20 protein-coding genes are annotated in these 17607 nt (G+C 62.7%); 12 read left to right on the plus strand and 8 right to left on the minus strand.

All coding sequences use genetic code 11. The features are described 5' to 3' along the window. Positions 1-5: 5 nt before the first annotated feature. Positions 6-1031, plus strand: a complete 1026-nt coding sequence (locus GLL_RS12395; protein ID WP_011142395.1) for a M48 family metallopeptidase — start codon at positions 6-8, stop codon at positions 1029-1031. Here GLL_RS12395 and GLL_RS12400 read toward each other — a convergent pair. Together GLL_RS12400 and psaM are read right to left on the minus strand one after the other, a co-directional pair. Further along, positions 1028-1378 carry a hypothetical protein gene (locus tag GLL_RS12400; protein ID WP_011142396.1) on the minus strand — a complete coding sequence of 117 codons (351 nt, stop codon included), beginning with the start codon at positions 1376-1378 and terminating at the stop codon, positions 1028-1030. The genes GLL_RS12395 and GLL_RS12400 overlap by 4 nt on opposite strands. Positions 1379-1388: 10 nt before the next feature. Then, positions 1389-1493, minus strand: coding sequence for a photosystem I reaction center subunit XII (psaM, locus tag GLL_RS12405; protein WP_011142397.1), 105 nt, complete (start codon positions 1491-1493; stop codon positions 1389-1391). A gap of 230 nt (positions 1494-1723) precedes the next feature. Between psaM and GLL_RS12410 the strand changes: the two genes are divergently transcribed. Genes GLL_RS12410 through GLL_RS12420 form a run of 3 tightly spaced genes read left to right on the plus strand, consistent with a single transcriptional unit; the run spans position 1724 to position 3511 of the window. Further along, on the plus strand, positions 1724-2359 hold the full coding sequence (locus GLL_RS12410; protein ID WP_011141387.1) for a MotA/TolQ/ExbB proton channel family protein: 636 nt from the start codon (positions 1724-1726) through the stop codon (positions 2357-2359). After that, complete coding sequence (locus GLL_RS12415) at positions 2356-2778, plus strand: ExbD/TolR family protein (protein WP_011142398.1); 423 nt, start codon at positions 2356-2358, stop codon at positions 2776-2778. Before GLL_RS12410 ends, GLL_RS12415 begins: the two co-directional genes overlap by 4 nt. Next, positions 2741-3511 (plus strand): energy transducer TonB, encoded by a 771-nt coding sequence (locus tag GLL_RS12420; RefSeq protein ID WP_011142399.1) that lies wholly within the window; start codon positions 2741-2743, stop codon positions 3509-3511. The genes GLL_RS12415 and GLL_RS12420 overlap by 38 nt, the downstream gene beginning before the upstream one ends. Before the next feature lie 10 nt (positions 3512-3521). Here GLL_RS12420 and recF read toward each other — a convergent pair whose 3' ends face one another. Next, complete coding sequence (gene recF, locus GLL_RS12425) at positions 3522-4649, minus strand: DNA replication/repair protein RecF (RefSeq protein WP_011142400.1); 1128 nt, start codon at positions 4647-4649, stop codon at positions 3522-3524. Positions 4650-4748: 99 nt separating this feature from the next. On the opposite strand from recF, the gene GLL_RS12430 reads away from it, so the two are divergent. The 5 genes from GLL_RS12430 (at position 4749) to pcp (ending at position 8202) form a co-directional block, all read left to right on the plus strand. Continuing rightward, a complete protein-coding gene (locus tag GLL_RS12430) occupies positions 4749-4898 on the plus strand; it encodes a hypothetical protein (RefSeq protein ID WP_164929003.1) in 150 nt (49 codons plus the stop codon). An 18-nt stretch (positions 4899-4916) separates the two neighbouring features. After that, positions 4917-6359 carry a DNA repair protein RadA gene (gene radA, locus GLL_RS12435; RefSeq protein WP_011142401.1) on the plus strand — a complete coding sequence of 481 codons (1443 nt, stop codon included), beginning with the start codon at positions 4917-4919 and terminating at the stop codon, positions 6357-6359. A gap of 65 nt (positions 6360-6424) precedes the next feature. Further along, entirely contained in the window at positions 6425-6859 is a 435-nt protein-coding gene (locus GLL_RS12440; protein WP_011142402.1) for an ATP-binding protein, read from the plus strand. 32 nt (positions 6860-6891) lie between these two features. Continuing rightward, positions 6892-7581, plus strand: a complete 690-nt coding sequence (locus tag GLL_RS12445; protein WP_011142403.1) for a uracil-DNA glycosylase — start codon at positions 6892-6894, stop codon at positions 7579-7581. Between the two features lie 3 nt (positions 7582-7584). Further along, a complete protein-coding gene (pcp, locus tag GLL_RS12450; protein ID WP_011142404.1) occupies positions 7585-8202 on the plus strand; it encodes a pyroglutamyl-peptidase I in 618 nt (205 codons plus the stop codon). On the opposite strand, the gene GLL_RS12455 is transcribed toward pcp, so the two are convergent. The 3 genes from GLL_RS12455 to GLL_RS12465 all read right to left on the minus strand — a co-directional run bounded on the left by GLL_RS12455 (position 8182) and on the right by GLL_RS12465 (position 11203). Beyond that, positions 8182-8757, minus strand: coding sequence for a Uma2 family endonuclease (locus GLL_RS12455; RefSeq protein WP_011142405.1), 576 nt, complete (start codon positions 8755-8757; stop codon positions 8182-8184). The genes pcp and GLL_RS12455 overlap by 21 nt on opposite strands. 23 nt (positions 8758-8780) lie before the next feature. Beyond that, on the minus strand, positions 8781-9554 hold the full coding sequence (gene map / locus GLL_RS12460) for a type I methionyl aminopeptidase (protein WP_011142406.1): 774 nt from the start codon (positions 9552-9554) through the stop codon (positions 8781-8783). 62 nt (positions 9555-9616) lie between these two features. Further along, positions 9617-11203, minus strand: coding sequence for a metallophosphoesterase family protein (locus tag GLL_RS12465; RefSeq protein WP_164929004.1), 1587 nt, complete (start codon positions 11201-11203; stop codon positions 9617-9619). A gap of 97 nt (positions 11204-11300) precedes the next feature. On the opposite strand from GLL_RS12465, the gene GLL_RS12470 reads away from it, so the two are divergent. The 3 genes from GLL_RS12470 (at position 11301) to GLL_RS12480 (ending at position 13438) form a co-directional block, all read left to right on the plus strand. Continuing rightward, complete coding sequence (locus tag GLL_RS12470) at positions 11301-11648, plus strand: hypothetical protein (protein ID WP_011142408.1); 348 nt, start codon at positions 11301-11303, stop codon at positions 11646-11648. Between the two features lie 266 nt (positions 11649-11914). Continuing rightward, a complete protein-coding gene (locus GLL_RS12475; RefSeq protein WP_164929005.1) occupies positions 11915-12877 on the plus strand; it encodes a hypothetical protein in 963 nt (320 codons plus the stop codon). A gap of 39 nt (positions 12878-12916) precedes the next feature. Next, complete coding sequence (locus GLL_RS12480; RefSeq protein WP_011142411.1) at positions 12917-13438, plus strand: GNAT family N-acetyltransferase; 522 nt, start codon at positions 12917-12919, stop codon at positions 13436-13438. A gap of 85 nt (positions 13439-13523) precedes the next feature. Here the strand turns inward: GLL_RS12480 and GLL_RS12485 are convergent, their stop codons facing one another. Further along, positions 13524-14363, minus strand: coding sequence for an SWIM zinc finger family protein (locus GLL_RS12485; protein ID WP_011142412.1), 840 nt, complete (start codon positions 14361-14363; stop codon positions 13524-13526). A gap of 12 nt (positions 14364-14375) precedes the next feature. Then, on the minus strand, positions 14376-17540 hold the full coding sequence (locus GLL_RS12490) for a DEAD/DEAH box helicase (RefSeq protein ID WP_011142413.1): 3165 nt from the start codon (positions 17538-17540) through the stop codon (positions 14376-14378). Between the last annotated feature and the right edge of the window lie 67 nt (positions 17541-17607).

The raw sequence follows: 17607 nt of genomic DNA on the forward strand, positions 1-17607 counted from the left end.
TCCGTATGACCACCAGCAGCAGCACTGCGCCTACGCCCTACCGGCTGACCGGCATCAGCCCCAAAGCCTACGAGCACCCGGCCGACCGCGCCGCCACCGCCGCCCTCAAGCAAATCCCGTTTATCGACGTGCTCATCAAGAAGCTCTTCGAATTCGGCCTGGAGCGCTCCTTCAAGCAGCAGTTGCTGGGTAACGGCATCCGGTTGGGGCCGAACCAGCTGCCGAAAATCCATCAAGCGTACCTCTCCTGCCTCGACACGCTCGATATGCCCTCGGTCTACGAGCTGTATCTATTGCAGACGCCCCAGGTCAACGCCATGGCCTTCGGGGCCGACCGGCCAATCATCATCCTCAACTCGGGCCTCGCTTCGATCCTCGAAGAGGACGAACTGAAGTCGGTGCTTGCCCACGAGGTGGGGCATATTCTCTCGGAGCACGTCCTCTACCGCACGGTGCTCGCTCTGCTGCTCAACGTCAGCCTCAGTACCCTGCCCTTACCACCCCTGGGTAATCTGCCCATTCAAGCGATCATCCTGGTGTTGCAGGAGTGGTCGCGCGCTTCGGAATTGAGCTGCGACCGGGCTGCCGCGCTGGTGGTGCGCGACCCGCGCATTCACTGCCGCACCTTGATGAAGCTCGCGGGCGGCAACGTCGAGGGGCTCAACGTCGATGCTTTTATCCAGCAGGCGAGCCAGTACGAGACCTGGGACGACTACGTCGATCGGGGATTGCGCTTTTTTGGCGAACTGGGCACCACCCACCCCTACGCCGTGCGCCGCGTCTCCGAGTTGACCCGCTGGATCCAATCGGGTGAATTCGACCGGATCATCGGCGGCAATTATGTGCGCCGCGGCCAGGAGCCGCCCCCGACCGCCGAATTCGAGCGGGCCGTCGATTTCTACGCAGCCCAATTCCGCCACCTGATCGGCGAGACGGGGTTGGGGGTGCAGCAGTTGTCGCGTCAGATCACCGATTGGCTGCGCGAGCTGCAGCGCACCACGGCGGGCGGGGCGCGCGAGGCGCAGCGCTAGAGCCTGGGCGCCGGGGCTGTGGCCGGGGCTTTGAGCTTGACAATGAGATCGCGCGGGTCCACCCAGCCGTAGCGCTCCCGCAACAGCGGCTGCAGTTGCTGCGGATCGAAGCGGCGCACCAGTTCTTCCTGCTGCTGCTGCTTTTGGGTCTGGGCATTGACGAGGGCGGCTTCCAGAGCGCTCAGATGGGCGTACTGCCCGCTCTGGAACCGCCAAAGATGCCACAGGTGCAGGCCGGCAGCCACACACAGAGCGACGACGAGGGCACATCCCAGGGCGGGCCCCCACAGCAAAGAAGCCGTGGCGCCGCGGCGCGTGCGGCCGGGATAGGTGGCGGTTCGGGTCATGGTGGTGTGATTACTTGCCGAGGGCGGTCGATAGAAGCAAAGCGGCGATGCCCGCGATTAAGGCGACGACGAAAGCGATAGCGACCTGGGCTCCGGAGACGACGGTGGCGGCCAAGGGAAACTCCTTTGAAAATTTTTGACTTATTATAGCGAATCATCCCATTGCAGTGCTGCCTGTGGCGGTCCGACCGGAACAATTTGTGATTCTCTCACAACCCGGCTTCGATTTCGTTACAGTAAATAGTCAGCCGTTGCGCAGTGAATGTTTATGGGGAGCTTCCTCGGCGCACAAATTGCGCTACAAGACAAACTGGAGCCCATTAGCCATCGTCATCGGGAGGAACCATGGCAGTAATAGACTGGTTTGTGCGGGGCGGCATCGTCATGTGGCCGATGCTGCTGTGCTCGATCATCGCCCTGGCCATCATCATCGAGCGCATCATCTACTACGTCCGCCTGCTGCCGCGCCAGAAGGCTTTCGTCGAACAGGCCTTCGCCACCGAGCGCTACCAGCCCGACCAGCTCAGGCGGCTGATTAACGAAAATGCGGACATTCCGCTGGGTCGGATCTTCGGTTCGGCGCTCTCGGTGCGCACCGACGACGAGACGGCCTTCCGCCTGGCGATCGAAGGGGCGGCCAAAACCGAGATCCCGAAGCTGAAGCGCTTCGTGTCGGTACTGGACACGATCGTGACCTTGTCGCCGTTGTTGGGTCTGTTGGGAACGGTGCTGGGTCTGATCAATTCCTTTGCGTCGCTGGGGTTGGGTACGGAGGCCTCCAGCAAGGGTCTGGAAGTGGCGGGTGGCATTTCCGAGGCGCTGATTGCGACGGCGACGGGGATGATGGTGGCGCTGTTTACGCTGATATTTGCGAGTTTGTTTCGGGCGTTGGCCCGCCGTCAGATTGTGCTGATGGAGACGGCGGGGACGCAGCTGGAGTTGCGCTGGCGGATGGCGGAGACCGAGGGAGTGAAGCGATGACGGTCAAGCTCAGCGACAGCGACGAAGAGGGCGGGTCGGCAGGCGAGATTAACGTCGTACCGCTCATCGACGTGCTGTTTTCGATTTTGACGTTTTTTGTGCTGGCGTCGATCTTTCTGACCACCCAGCAGGGGCTGCCGCTGGATCTGCCCAAGGTGGCTCCGTCCGACCAGCAGCAGGTGCTCAGCCAGCAGCTGACGCTCACCATCACCGACAAGGGCAAATACCTCCTGGATAAGGAGCCCATCGAGCTAGCGAAGGTCGGCCCGACGGTCAAGGCTGAACTTGACAAAGACCCCAACCGGATGGTGGTAGTGGCCGGCAGCAAGGAGGCGGAGTACCAGTACGTTGTATTCGTACTCGATGAACTCAGGAAGGTCAATGCAACCCGGATCGCTATGGCAACGGACACCGAGTGACGACGACGGTGGCCTCAAACTCATCCTCGCCTGCGTGGTAGGCTCCGCCCTCCTCCACGCCGGACTGTTCGCCCTCAAACTGCCCGAACCGAAGCCTCCCGAAATCCCCAAGGCCCAAAAAATGGTCATGGTCGAGACGGCTCCCAAACTGCCGCCTCCCAAACCAAAAGTCGAACCGCCCAAACCGAAACCGCCCGAACCGAAGAGCTTCTCCAGAAAGCCCGTTCCCAAAAAGAGCGCCCCCCAAAAGGCCAAAGCCTCGCGGACGATCCTCTCTTCCAAGGCGGTGAGCGCCGATGCGGGCACAGTCAGCGAAAACCAACTGGCCGGTTCGCGCGGCACCGGCTACGGCACCGAAAAGGGCGACGATTTTGGCAGCATTGCGCCTCTGGGTGTCGATGGCGGCAGCGGCGGGACGGACGTGGTGGAGACGCCGCCGCCGCCCCCACCGCCGCCGCCGCCGTTGGTGAACGCCCGTCCGAAGGGGGCGGTGCAGCCGGAGTACCCGGAAATCGCCCAGCAGAACAACTGGGAAGGTCGGGTGATCGTCAAGGCTTACATCAACGCGGACGGTTCGGTGGGCGAGGTGCAGGTGGCCAAATCTTCCGGGCACAGCGAGTTGGACAATGCGGCGCTGGCGGCGGTGCGCAACACGAAGTTCGAGCCGGCGCGGCGGGGGGAGGAGTCGGTGGGGGCGTGGGTGCGCATCCCGGTCACCTTCTCCCTGCAGTAGCTCTCCCCCTTCAAGCGGGTGCAGGGGGGGAGCCAATCCTCCCCTTTTCGATCGTGAGCACCGTCGCCGACTGTAGCCACTGACTATCAAACAAACTCAGATGGGTGGTGGTCACAATCGTCTGCACCCGCTCCTGGATAGCTCCCAGCAGCTGGTCCTGACGGTGCAGATCCAGTTCAGCAAGGACATCGTCGAGCAACAGCAAAGGCACCTCGCCGGTCACCTGCTCAAGCAACTCCAGTTCCGCCAGCTTGAGGGCGAGCACCAGGGTACGCTGTTGCCCCTGGGAACCGAACTGGCGGGCCGGGATTTCATCGATACTGAGATCCACTTCGTCGCGGTGCGGTCCCACCAGGCTGGTGCCGCGGCGCCCTTCGAGGGTGCGTTTTTCTTTGAGCAACTCCTGCAATGCCTGCTGGACACTCTGGGCATCCTCTTGCTCGAAGCTGATTTGCGGCTGGTAGCGCACCGCAAACGTCTCGCGTCCGCCGCTAATCGAGCCGTGCCAGCGCCGGGCAAGGGGGGCGAGCCGTTCGATGAGGCGGTGACGGCGGCGCATCACGGGTGTAGCGGCGCGCACCAGCAAATCGTCCCAGCAGGGCAACTGTTCGGCGAGGGCGTCCGGGGACAGCTCTGTACTGCGCAGCAGGGCGTTGCGCTGGTGGAGCGCCTGCACGAACTGGGCAAGCACATTGGTGTAGACCGGCTCCAGTTGCAGCAAGATGCCGTCGAGCCAGTCGCGGCGCGTCTCGGGCGCTCCGCGCACCAGATCGAGATCGAGACTCGAAAAAGAGACACAGTGCAAATACCCCAGCGCCTCCACCTGGGTGCGGCGCGTCTCGCCCCCCACACGCACAGTGCGCCGTTTGCCCGCCCGCAGGATCATCTCCAACTCGACCGTATCTCCGAGCCGCTCGACCGTTGCTGCCACCCGCGCCTGCTCTTTGCCCCGGGCGATCAGTTCCCGGTCGCGCAGAGCCCGGGTCGAGCGCCCCGTGGCCAACAACTGCACCGCCTCCAGCAGGTTGGATTTGCCCTGGGCGTTGTCGCCCACCAGGATCGTCTTGGGGCTGGTCAGTTCGAGGTCGGCTTCGGCGTAGTTGCGAAAATCGTGCAACTGAACGGATCTTAGGAACACAATTGTCGTAGCGGCTCTTCTCTATAGCATCGTCTAAAGCGCACCGGTTTGCCCGCCGGAAGTTTTGCGCCGTCTTGATCCGGGAGTACGACGCACCCCATGACAAACAAGCCCGATACCCGCGAGTGGTGGTTAGCCGACGGTCTGGGAGGCTACGCCGCCGGTGGGGTGGCGAACGCTCCCCCAAAGCGGAGAATGAGCGAGACCGGGATCAAGGACTGGACCTCCGCGACGGGCGATAATATATAAGGACACCCGTTCACCACCATGGCCAAGACGCGCAGTCAGTTCACCTGCACCGAGTGCGGCTACGAAAACGTCCGCTGGCTGGGGCGCTGTCCCGGCTGCGACGCCTGGAACAGCTTTGTCGAGGAGACCGTCTCCCCGACCCCGGCCGCTCACCGCTCCCCCACCCCGGCCGCGCCCCGGCCGCGCGCCGCCGTCGCCCTCGACGCCATCGACCAGAGTCAGCACAGTCGCGTCCCTTCGGGGTTCGGCGAACTGGATCGGGTACTCGGCGGCGGTGTGGTGCCGGGCTCGCTGGTGCTCATCGGCGGCGATCCGGGGATCGGCAAATCGACGCTGCTGCTGCAGACCGCCTGCCGGCTTTCGCAAGCACAAACGGTGCTCTACGTCGCCGCCGAGGAATCGGCCCAGCAGGTGAAATTGCGCGCCGAACGGCTGGGGGTGGCGGCGCCGGGGCTCTTTTTGCTGGCGGAGACCGAGCTTGAGGCGGTGCTGAGCGAACTGGAGAGCCTCAAGCCCGGTATTGCCGTCGTCGATTCGATCCAGGCTGTCTATCTGGGGGCGCTCACCGCCGCCGCCGGTTCGGTCTCCCAGGTGCGCGAGTGCACCGCCTCGCTGATGCGTTTGGCCAAGCGCACGCGCATCACGCTGTTTATCGTCGGACACGTCACCAAAGAAGGATCCCTCGCCGGACCCAAGGTGCTCGAACACCTGGTCGATACGGTGCTCTACTTTGAAGGCGACCGCTTTCAGAGCCACCGTTTGCTGCGCTCGGTCAAAAACCGCTTCGGGGCCACCCACGAAATCGGCGTCTTCGAGATGGGCGAGCGGGGTCTGGCGGAGGTCGAAAATCCGTCGGAATTGTTTTTGACCAGCCGCGACGAACCTGCCCCCGGCACCGCCACGATCGTCGCCTGCGAGGGCACCCGGCCCCTGGTGGTCGAACTGCAGGCCCTGGTGAGCCCCACCAGCTACGGCTCGCCGCGCCGCACCGCCACCGGCATCGAGTACAACCGCTTCCTGCAGATCCTGGCGGTACTCGAAAAGCGCGTCGGCATTCCCCTCTCCAAACTCGATGCCTACGTCGCCTCGGTGGGGGGGCTCGACGTCTCCGAACCCGCCGCCGATCTGGGGGTGGCCGTTGCGGTGGCCGCCAGTTTTCGCGATCGCATCGTCGATCCGCACACGGTGCTGTTGGGCGAGGTTGGCCTGGGGGGTCAGGTGCGCCCCGTCTCCCAACTGGAACTGCGCCTCAAAGAAGCCTTCAAACTCGGCTACCGTCGGGCGATCGTGCCCCGCGGTTCGGCAATCGCTGCCCCCGGCATGGAGATTGTACCGGTATCGCGGGTGGTCGAGGCGCTGGTAGCTGCCCTCGGTGGGCCGCAAAATCCCGCCCCACCAGTGCGTCATCCTGCTGAAGAAACAGATGCGCTCCGCCCGGAGAGCGAATTTCGGAAATCTTAAGTTTTATCCCGGCTTTGACTCCGTTAAAATGGGGATAGACGCGGGTAAAAGAAGGCAGGCCCCCTGTGATCGCTATTGCTCTCCAGCCCTACAAACAAGAGCAGCGTACCGTCACTTTCGCTTCGACCCTTTACTTGCGACCGATTCTTGATCTGCTGCTGGCCGAAGTTTCGCCCTTGTGGCGCTCCGATGTGCGGCTGGGTCTGCAAGAAGCCCTGGTCAACGCCGCGTGCCACGGCAATTGCCTGGACCCCCACAAACAGGTCACGGTGCAGTTCACGGTCGGTCCCAGTCAGTACCTCTGGACCATCATCGATCAAGGAGCCGGTTTCGACCCGAACGGCCCGTGCCCCGAGGCGGCACCCTGCGTCGAGTGGGAGTGCGGTCGGGGGCTGTTTATCCTGCGCCAGATCTTCGATGAGGTGCAGTGGGTGCCCCCCGGTAACCAGTTGCGCCTGTGCAAGTACATCCGCCGCGAGGCTCGCCCCCGGCTTGTCTGAGTTAAACTGGGCTGACGCAAATTGTCGCTTCCATGGCCGAAGAGCAGGTCAGCCTTTTTAATTTATCCGAGGCGGCACCGCCCCAGGTGCAGTTCGACCGCATCCCCAACGATGCCGGCGTTACGATCGTGCCGGGCACCTACAGCGATTTCGAGCAAATTCGCACCCATTGCAACGCCTGTTTTCGCTGTGAACTGGGCAAGACCCGCACCCACGCGGTGGTGGGCCGCGGCAACCCCCAGGCGTTGTTGATGGTGATTGGCGAAGGACCGGGAGAAAACGAAGATCTGACCGGCATTCCCTTTGTGGGCAAAGCCGGGCAACTGCTCGATAAAATCCTGGAGGCGGTGCAGTTCGACACCGAAAAGGACGTCTACGTCGCCAACATCGTCAAATGCCGGCCGCCGGGCAACCGCAAGCCCGCCCCCGAGGAGATGAAAGCCTGCCTGGGCTACCTGAACGAGCAGATCCGCATGATAGATCCAAAAATCTTGCTGCTCGCGGGGGGAACCGCCGTCGAAGGGTTGACCGGCGACAAGCGCGGCATTACCAAGTTGCGGGGCCAATGGTTGCAGTGGCAGGGGCGGTGGGTGATGCCGTTTTTTCACCCGGCCTTTTTGCTGCGCAACCCGAGCCGCGACGCGGGCAGCCCCAAGTGGCTCGCCTGGCAGGATATCCAGCAGGTGCGCGCCAAGTACGACGAACTTGTGGTGCCCCGGTAGCCCATGCGGGTTCTGCTGACCGGCTTCGAGCCTTTCGCGGGGGAGCTTGTCAATCCCTCCTGGGAAGTGGCAAGCCGACTGGCGGAGCGGCGAATTTCCGGTTGCACCGTGGCGGCGGAGCGGTTGCCGACCGTTTTCGGCGCCTCGATTGCCTGTCTGCGCACGGCCCTTGAGCGCCACCGCCCGCAGGCGGTGGTTTGTCTCGGCGAAGCCGGGGGACGCGCGGCCATCTCGATCGAGCGGGTCGCCCTCAACCTCGATGAGGCACGCATCCCCGACAACAAGGGTCAGCAGCCGGTCGAGATTCCCGTCGAGCCCGGCGCTCCGGCAGCTTACTTCGCGACATTGCCGGTGCGGGCGATCGTGGCAAAGCTACTGGCGGCGGGCATCCCGGCGGAAATTTCGCGCACGGCCGGGGGGTTTGTCTGCAACCACACGTTCTACGGCCTGATGCACCATCTCGGGCAAGCCACCCCCGTGCGCGCCGGGTTCATCCACATTCCCTATCTGCCGGAGCAGGCCGTTCGCTATCCCGGCAAAGCGAGCATGGAACTGGCGACCACCCTGCGCGGTATCGAAATGGTCCTGGAAGTGCTCAGATCAGAACAGAACGTCCTGTAGATTCAGGCGTGCCCCCGGCAGGACGTCTTCGCCGTCGAGCACCTGCGGAGACTGGAGTACTTCTGCATCCCGGCCCGGCCGATAAATTTCGACCCGTTGGGTTTCAGGGTCGATCAAAAATCCCAATTGCACACCGCAATCGACGTACTCCTGCATCTTGGTCTGGAGCGTTTTGAGAGCGTCGCTGGGGAAACGGATTTCGGTAACAAAATCGGGAGCCAGAGGCGGAAATTTGCGCCGCTGCGATTCGCTCAGGGCTTGCCAACGCTCCAGTTTTACCCAGGCGGCATCGGGAGAGCGGTCAGCTCCGTTGGGCAGCTTGAACCCAGTGGAGGAGTCAAAAACGATTCCGAGGTTGTTTCGGCGATGCCAGAAGCCAAGCTCGATGAGAAAGTTGGCGCACCGGCGACCGCTGTCACCTCCAGCAGGAGCCATGATTATCAATTCTCCTTGGGCGGTTCGCTCCAGACGCAAGTCCCGATTGATCCCGCACAGCTCAAAAAATTGGTCATCGTCGAGCATGAGTACGGGTTTCAAATGCAAAGAGAGAACCATGGCTTGATGGCAGTGAGTGTCGCTCAATGTAAAAGCGTCAGAATTTCGACGCCGTCCTCGGTGACAGCGACGGTGTGCTCGAACTGGGCGCTCAGCGAGCCGTCCTTGGTGACCGCTGTCCATTTGTCGGGCAGTACCACCGCCTCCCAGCTCCCGGCGTTAATCATCGGTTCGATCGTAAAGACCATACCGGGCCGCAGGCGCGTTCCTTTGCCGCGCACGCCGAAGTGGGGCACCCACGGTTCGGTGTGAAAGGTCCGGCCGATGCCGTGGCCGACAAAATCGCGCACGACGCTGAAACCCGCCGCTTCGGCGTGGGCCTGGATGGCCGCGCCGATGTCGCCCACGCGGGCGTTCGGTTTGACCTCGGCGATCCCCACCATCAGGCACTCGTAGGTGACGTCGACCAGCCGCTGCGCCTCGGCGCTGACGTTGCCCACGCAGAAAGTCTTGCTGGAGTCGCCGTACCAGCCATCCAGGATGGGGGTGACGTCGATGTTGATGATGTCGCCCTCTTTGAGCAGCTGCTTTTTGTTGGGGATGCCGTGGCAGACGACCTGGTTGATGCTGGTGCAGGTGTGCTTCGGATAGCCGTGGTAGCCCAGAGGGGCGCTCACCGCGCCGCGGGCCTTGGTCCACTCGGCGCAAAGATCGTCGAGTTCCTGCGTACTGATTCCGGGCTGCACGAAGGGTTCGATGTACTGAAGCAACTGGGCGGCCAACCTGCCGGCGGTGCGCATCTTCTCCAACTCCTTGGCCGATTTGATCTCGACGGGCTTGGGGATCTTCAGTTCCATAGGCGCTTCGCAACTCCGGCAGTGAGGACAGCTAGATCAATTCTGGCAGACGCCCGGCGCTCTCAAAGCGCCGCGAGGCCAAATGCGTCGAAGGCGATGACGGGACTGTCCGGTTCGCGGGTGTCGAAGCGGTAACTGGTCACCGTACCGGTGGCGGTCTCGAGGATGCTGAAGGCGGTGATCTCGTTGCTGGCCAGATAAGCCTGCGGCTTGCCGTCGGGGTCGATGAGGGGTGCCAGGTTGGGGATCACGGGCTCCAGGCCGTTCGGGTCGCCGGTAGGCTGGTAATCGTCCCCGGCGGGCAATGGGCTGCGCGGACGGCCGGGCGGGTAGGCGCCAAAGGTATTGCCGACGTTGGAGGTTTCCAGATAGTGGGTGGCGCCACTGGTGAAGCGGTTCCACAGATGGCAGTGGCCGAAGAGCACCAGTTGCACGCCAGAGGCTTCCAGCAGCGGCTGGAGGTCGCGGATAAGGACATCTTCAGCTTTCGGATAGCTGTAGCCCACAGCCGTCACCTGGCCAGTTGCGTCGCGCTCGATGTGGGGATGCGGGTCGGTGTAAGGGGGGACGATATTTCCGCCAAGACCGTGCACCGGGTGATGGAGCATGACGACCCGAAAGCGGGCGGTGCGAAACGCAGAAGAAGCGAGTTCGCGCTCCAACCAGGCGTACTGGGCGCTGCCTGCGCAGATGGGCTCGAAAATTAATTCGCCATAGCCCCACCGCTTTGGGTCGGCCAGATCTTCGGGATGCTCACCGTATTTGCCCCGCGTACCCGGTTCGGGTGAGCGCCAGATGCGCGTCGCGTACAAAGACACTAGCCGCACGTCGCCGAAGCTCACCGCGTAGTAAGGAGGAACGCCAAAGATCGCTTCGTAGCTCCAGGTATTGAACGATTCGGCTTCGAGCTGGTCCTGGGCAAAACCCAGATCGCGCGCCGCCTGGCGCGGCCGGGCAAACGATAGATTGAGCGCGTCTGGACCGGTGGCGATCCCCATCACCTCGTGGTTGCCGATACATGGAAAAATCGGCGCGTACTGCAGGATTTCTCCACCCCGCCAGAGGCGTCCTCCGAGCGGGTAGTGGGCGCGGCCCTGCAGGCAGGCAAAAAAAGCGTTTCCCCGGTTGTCGTCGAACCACTCGCTTGCCCGATCGGGCACGTTTACCAGATCCCCGGCAAAAAACACCGCATCGACGCGGCCCACCGTCTGGGCGACTTTTTCGAGATTGGCCGCCACCATCGGCAGGATCTGGTGATCCGAGGTGAGCAAGATGTTTAAAGGCGTGCCCGGGGTGGGAGCCGCAGCCAGCGTGTAAATCTCGCTGCTTGCCTGCTGTCCGTCCACATCGCTTACCACCTGGTAGGGCACCCGTTCGCCGGGAACCAGGGCATCCACGATCGCTTCGTGACGGTGGATGTCGCGCCGATGGATGTGTTTATAGAGTTCCCCCTGGCCGTGTTGCTCCCCGACGTGAGAGCGGGCATCTTCGCCCAGGTGGTCCAGGCGGCGGCTTTGCGCCGGGATCTGCCGTTCGAGGTTGTCGCCTGCGCATACATGGTGGTGCTCGCCCCGGCCCTCGGTGAACCAGACGACGCGCACCGAATCGGCCGTGGGCCACAGCAACAACGGATCGCTCAGCAGGGGCATGACAGCACTCGGTAGAGGCCGGGGCATATCATAGCCCTTAATCCTGCTGGGAGTGAGCCGAGTGGTCAGGTGTCCCGTCGCAATTTACAATTAGGTCATGGAGGAATTGCTGCGCATCTGGTCAAGATTGGAACCTGAGCGTTGCCGTTTATCCAGTGACGGATTTGAGATTATGCACTGCGCCCGTTGGCATCCTACAGGTGAAGGAGCCCTGATTGTTGCTCTGCTCGAAGCCTGCGATCAGCACAATTTTTATTACGATATCGAGCGCATACCTGTGGGCTCTGAAGAGCCAATTGGCAACCTGAGGATAAGCGTCGGCGTCCAAAAAGTTTGGCAATATCGTGAGGGCGACCGGACAGTTGAAAAGCTTCCTGAATTGCTGCTTTCAGAATACTTGGACCACTGGAGAACCCAGATTCTGGGAGAGCCGCGTTACTGCTAAGCTTATCAATCGTTAGGAGTATAGTTGACGGGGTGACAGAGCGCTCAGGAAGTAAGCTGCAAAAGCATCAGAGCCCGTTGACCCTGACGATATTGCTTCAGCCATCTGCGCCGCAAGCTCATCAGCTTTTCCACCAATTGGCGACATCGCTCCATCCCTTGGCACCAGACTTCACTTTGTAGACCGACTCGAAATGTGCTTCGCCGTTTGACCACTCCATGCTGCGGATGGATGTGACACAATCTGCTGGATTGAGCGAGTGTGCCATGGCCAGCCAACCACGCCGACCCTTGGATACCAGCCTGCAGGGACTGGCCGGCTTCTACAGCCGGAACTTTCTCAGTTGGTTGATAGGCGGCGAAGTGACCTGGCTGCAGCAACTCGATTCGGTCATCGTCGCCCAACAGCGACGGGCCGACTTTCTGGTGCGCTACCGCGACGATGCGCAAGAACGCCTGCTGCATGCAGAGTTCCAAAACCGCATTTATGAAGAAGACCTGCTGGCCCAGATGCCCTTTCGCATGGCTTCCTACGCTCTGGCTGTGCGCGGACGCTACGGCCAACTGCCCGTTCAAGTGCTGATTTTGCTCAAGGACAGTGAGGCGGCTCGGCGCGTACCGGCCGCCTTTATCGAGGGGCAGGTGCGGGTGGACTATCGGCTGGTGCGCCTATGGGAAGTGGACCCCAGGCCGATTGTGGATGGTGGGTGGGTTGGGTTGCTGCCTCTGGTGCCACTGATGGAGGGACCGGTTGCTCAACTGTTGGAGCAGACCGCCGATGCGATTGAGGCGCAGGTACAATCGAGCCAGGAGCGCACGGGACTGTTGAGCGTCACCTTGCTTTTGGCGGCCCTGCGTGCCAACCCAAGACTGCTGACGGAATTTGTGAGTAGGCGCAACATGCAAAATATTCTCACCGAGACCCCTTTCTTCCAGCAACTCCTCCAGGAGCAGGTGCAGCAGCGCGTCCAGGAGCAGGTGGAGCAGCGCGTCCAGGAGCAGGTGGAGCAGCGCGTCCAGGCGGTGCGCCAAGAAGCGGGCACGCTTGCCCAACTGGAGACCAGGCGTGCCGACTTGCTGCGGGTGCTGGCGCGCAAGTTCGGTCCAGTTTCTGAGGAGCTTGCCCAGCAATTACAGGGGATCTCAGAGTCCCAGCGCCTTGAGCAACTCCTCGACCTGGCCGTCGATGCGACGGATCTGGATACCTTCCGCTGCGCCGCGCAGTTTTGAGCAAACGGGTCTAAAAAATTGTACTCACTTCAGGCACGAATGTCGGGCTTAATTTCGATGACCTTCCGTCCGCTCGCACTGGCTGACCTGGTCTTGCTTCACGAGTGGCTGGCCCGTCCGCATGTAGCCCAGTGGTGGGGACCGCCGCCCTCCGGTGCCGAAGTCGAGGAAGAGTATGGGCCGCTCCTTGACGGGACGGGGCCGCATCGCGCTTACATCGCCCTTCAGGCGGGTATGCCCATCGGCTTTATCCAATCGTACACACCAGTGGCATGTCATGGGGAGGGGTGGTGGCTGGAGGAGCACGACGCAGGTGTACGCGGCATCGACCAGTTCCTCGCCCCTGCCGACCAGCTTGGCCGGGGACTCGGTACCGCCATGGTCCTGGCCTTCGTGTCTGAGCTTCTGGCGGATCCGGGCGTCACGCGCATCCAGACCGACCCCTCCCCACAGAACCGCCGGGCCATTCGGTGCTACGAAAAAGCCGGCTTTCGGGCGGTCCGGGAGATCGACACGCCCGACGGATGTGCCCTCCTGATGTACTACGATCGTCAAGTTTGACAAGGGTCCGCTAGTCCATGTTTGTTGCTCGACGAGCGTCTGCAGTTGTTCATGGCGCAAGCGAATGGGAGGGTGCGCATTTGCGCTACAGGATATTCCGGTTTTTGGTCCGCACCCGCTCGTAGATCTGCTCCATCACCTCGATGAAGGAATTGTCCCGGTGCCAGAAGGGGAGATAGTCTCCCTGGGTCTTGATCAAGATGCCGGGTACAGCGATGGGCTCGGGTACTGCAAGCGGCGGCAGATGCTTGCTGCCCTGCCAGAAGTTTTCAGGGGAAACGGCATCCGGCGCGGCGACGGACTGGGGTTGGGTGAAATAGGAAGGGTCCGGCTCCAGGGGAGGCTCCGGTTCGGCCAGTTGCGCTGAGAGGGCCCGGCCCAGGGGAAATTGCGCCAGCTGGGCGCGCAGGGCTTCGCAACTAAGCCCCCGCAGCTCAAAAAGAAGGAGCGGATTGGCGTCCAGGTCGGCTGCCAGCCGGAAACAAAGCCCGGCTACGTGTTTGCAGGGGTTGGACCAGTCCGGGCAGGAACAACGGGTCAGAAAGTCCTGGGGGCTGTAGGGCAGCAACTGCCGGTCGGCCTCTTCGAAGGCCTCCTCGATGTCGTCGGGCATTTCGCTCATCAGCAGGCGGATTACACAGCTGGCCCGCGCCGCCAAACACGGCAGAATTTGCGCCCAATCGCGCTCGGAGATCGTGCGCAGGGCGATGGTCGTCTCGTAGCGGGGTTCTTTGTGGACGCCGAAGTACGGGTTGACGTTGCCGCGCACGGTCGCCCGCACGCCCGCAGGGTCGAAAGTGTAGCGCAAGATGCGCTCAGGGCCCGCGTAGGAGCGGCCCCGGGCGAGGCGGGCCGGATCGCAAAAAGATTGCAGCGCGCCGATAAAGCGCTCGCCCCACCAGGTCCGGCTGTGCCGTGGGCTCATCGTCAGTGCCTCCTATTCGATCAGCGCGCTCTCGCCGAGCGCAATCAGCGCCTTGAACCGTTCGTTGTCCAGTTCGGTGAGCCATCCCTCGTCGCTGCCGACGATGGCGGAAGCGAGGCGTTTTTTCTCTTCGAGCATCCGGTCGATGCGCTCCTCCAGGGTGCCGAGGGCGACGAACTTGTGGACGAAGACGTTTTTGGTCTGGCCGATGCGGAAGGCCCGGTCGGTGGCCTGGTCTTCGACCGCCGGGTTCCACCAGCGGTCGAAGTGGAAGACATGGTTGGCGCGGGTGAGGGTGATACCGACCCCGCCCGCCTTCAGTGAAAGAATAAAGACCGCCGGCTCGCTGTCGGGATCTTGAAAGTCGGCGATCAGCTTTTCGCGCTTCTCGCGGCTGACGCCGCCGTGGATGTAGTAAGTGCCCCAGCGGCGCACCTGCCGGAAATGCCGCTCCAGCGCCGCCCCGATTTCGTGAAATTGGGTGAAGACCAGCAGGCTCTCGCCCTCGGCGAGCACCTCCTCGGCCATCTCATCGAGGCGGCAGAGTTTGTGGGAGCGCTCGGGGCTGAAGGCGCTGCCGTCCTGCAGAAACTGCATCGGGTGGTTGCAGATTTGTTTGAGCCGGGTGAGCGTGGCGAGGATAAGACCCTTGCGGGCGATGCCTTCGACCTGCTCGATCTGGGCTTCGACCTCTTTAAGGACCGCCGCGTACAAAGACGCCTGCTCGCGGGTGAGCTGACAAAATAGCTTCTGCTCGACTTTATCAGGCAGATCCTGGATGATGGCCGGATCGGTCTTGACCCGCCGCAAAATCAACGGCTCCACCAGGCGCTTGAGCACCGCCGTACGGCTGCGGTCGTCCTCTTTGTGGATGGGAAGCTCGAAGCGCTTGCGAAACTGGGCTTCGCTGCCCAGGTAGCCGGGATTGAGAAAATGAAAGATCGACCACAGATCGAGCAGGCGGTTCTCTACAGGCGTGCCGGTGAGCGCCAGCCGGCAGGCGGCCGGGATCTTCAACAGGGCGCGCGTCTGGGCGGCTTTGGGATTTTTGATGTTCTGGGCTTCGTCGATGACCAGCCGCCGCCAGGGTACCGCCGCCAGCAATTTTTCGTCCTTGCGCGCCAGCGTATAGGAAGTGAGCACCACGTCGTGCTCCAGACACACCTGGCACAGAGAATCCGCCTGCTGGTGGCGGCCGGTGCCGTAGTGCATCCAGACGCGCAGACCTGGAGCAAATTTCTCGATTTCCTTGCGCCAGTTGCCGATGACCGACGTCGGCGCCACGATCAGGGTCGGCCCCTCCCCGGCCTGTTCCTCGCGCTCGTAGAGCAGCCGGGCGATCACCTGCAAACTTTTGCCCAGCCCCATGTCGTCGGCCAGACAACCGTTCAGCCCCACCTGCTCTAGATAGCTCAGCCAGGAGACCCCCCGCCGCTGGTAGGGCCGCAACGTCCCCAAAAGCCCGGGCGGATCGCCCAGGGGCACCAGCCGGCTGGGGTCGTGCAGCCGGGTGAGCAGCGTCTGCAACGGCGCGTCGCACTCGATGTCCAGATCCGGCTGGGAGGCGGTGAGCTTCAACCACTCCAGCAGGGGCATCGCCGGTCGTTCCTGGCGGTGCTCCCGCCAGAAGGTGAGCAGCTTTTCCATCCGCTCGGCCTCCAGCACCAACCATTGACCGCGAAAGCGCACCAGCGGCGTCTTGAGCGCCACCAAAGCCTGCCACTCCGATTCGGTGACTTCTTGTGCGCCGATAGCGAGGGCGTAGCTGTATTCGACCAGCGCCGCCAGGCTGAAATGGCCCCGGCCCGCGCCATCGGGACCGGTGGCGCTCCGGCCGGCGCGTGCCCGCAAACGCACCTGGGCGCGCCGGCGGCCCTCGGGGGTCCACCAGGCGGGTACCAGCACCCGAAAACCCGCCTCCTCCAGCACCCAGGCGGCATCCTGCAAAAACGCGAAGGCTTCTTCCACCTCCAGATCCAGCCCGACCGGATGGGAGGTGTGCAGGCCCTCCCACAAAGCGGGGTAGATGCGCGCCGCGTAGCCCAGGGCGGCCAGCAGATGACGCTCGAACGCCTCGCCCAGGTGGTTGCGCCAGGACTCGCGCTCCTCAGCCTTGGCCTGCCAGTACTCCAACAGCGACAACCGCCAGGAAGGATCGCTGCGGGAGGCCACCGCGAAGCGCAGCTGCCACAGCACCGCCTCGTCCCCGTCCTCGTCCGCCTCCTCAGGTTCAAGCAGCTGCAAACAGAGCACAAACGGTGCGGCGACGCGCGCTGCGCTCAGGCGTTCGCGCCAACGCCGCCAGTGCCGGTAGTCTTCGAGGGCGCCGGGCACAGCTGCGGACCAGGGCTGGATGCGGGGTGTGAGACAGCTCTGTACCAGCGAGTTGTGGATTTGTTGGCCCAAAGCGGCGGTCACCGGGATCGCACCCACGGCGGCATGGAGGAGGTTTTCGCCAAAGTGGTGCAGCAGGTCCTGTTTGGCAAAGCAGGCGGCGACTTGGGGCCGATCCGCACGACCGCTCGCACAGACAGTGGGCATGCCCTCGGCATACTGCGCCACTGCCGCTGCGTAGTGCTCGCAAACCAGCTCCCAGCCCGGGTAGAGCTCATCGGGGGCTGTTTTGGATTTGCCGCGCCCCCGGGGCAGCTCCCGGTACCGCAAAGCCGGGATGTAACGGTCCTTGAAGATCTGCACTTTGAGAAACTGGCAGAAATGGTGCCAGAAAAGCAGGTCACTCCCGAACTGCACTTCGCTCCGTTGCTCCTGCAGCTGAAAGTGCAGGTCGTGCAGCAGACGAATCAGGCCGGGGCTGCCCACCGCCTGCGGCACCAGCGGCAGACGCAAACAATCGACCTGCCAGTACTGCAAAGCGGACGACTCGGGTAGTTCGATTTGCTGATGGCGCGCCGATTCCAGCGAAGGTAGGGGACGATCGTCGGCAGTAGGCAACAAAAAATAGCAGGCAACGATCCCGCTTTGAGGATTGGGGGCGATACCCAGGGTGTTGATCAAAAATTGTTGGAGTGCCTGTTTTTTCAGGTGAGCAGGATGGACGTTCGCGGCATCGGCCGTGCGGCTTTTGTGTGGCGGTGTTTCAACCCACAGATAGAACGCGCCCGGCGCGACGTAGCAATCGCTTTGATCAGGAATCCAGGTACCGTGGAGGATGTGCATAGGCAGCAACGAAGCGCTGTACGCATAGCTTCTAGTGTAGTGCGAGAAGAATGTCGCTTCTGCCGAC

The sequence above is a fragment of the Gloeobacter violaceus PCC 7421 genome (assembly GCF_000011385.1).
GTDB classification, from domain to species: Bacteria; Cyanobacteriota; Cyanobacteriia; order Gloeobacterales; family Gloeobacteraceae; genus Gloeobacter; species Gloeobacter violaceus.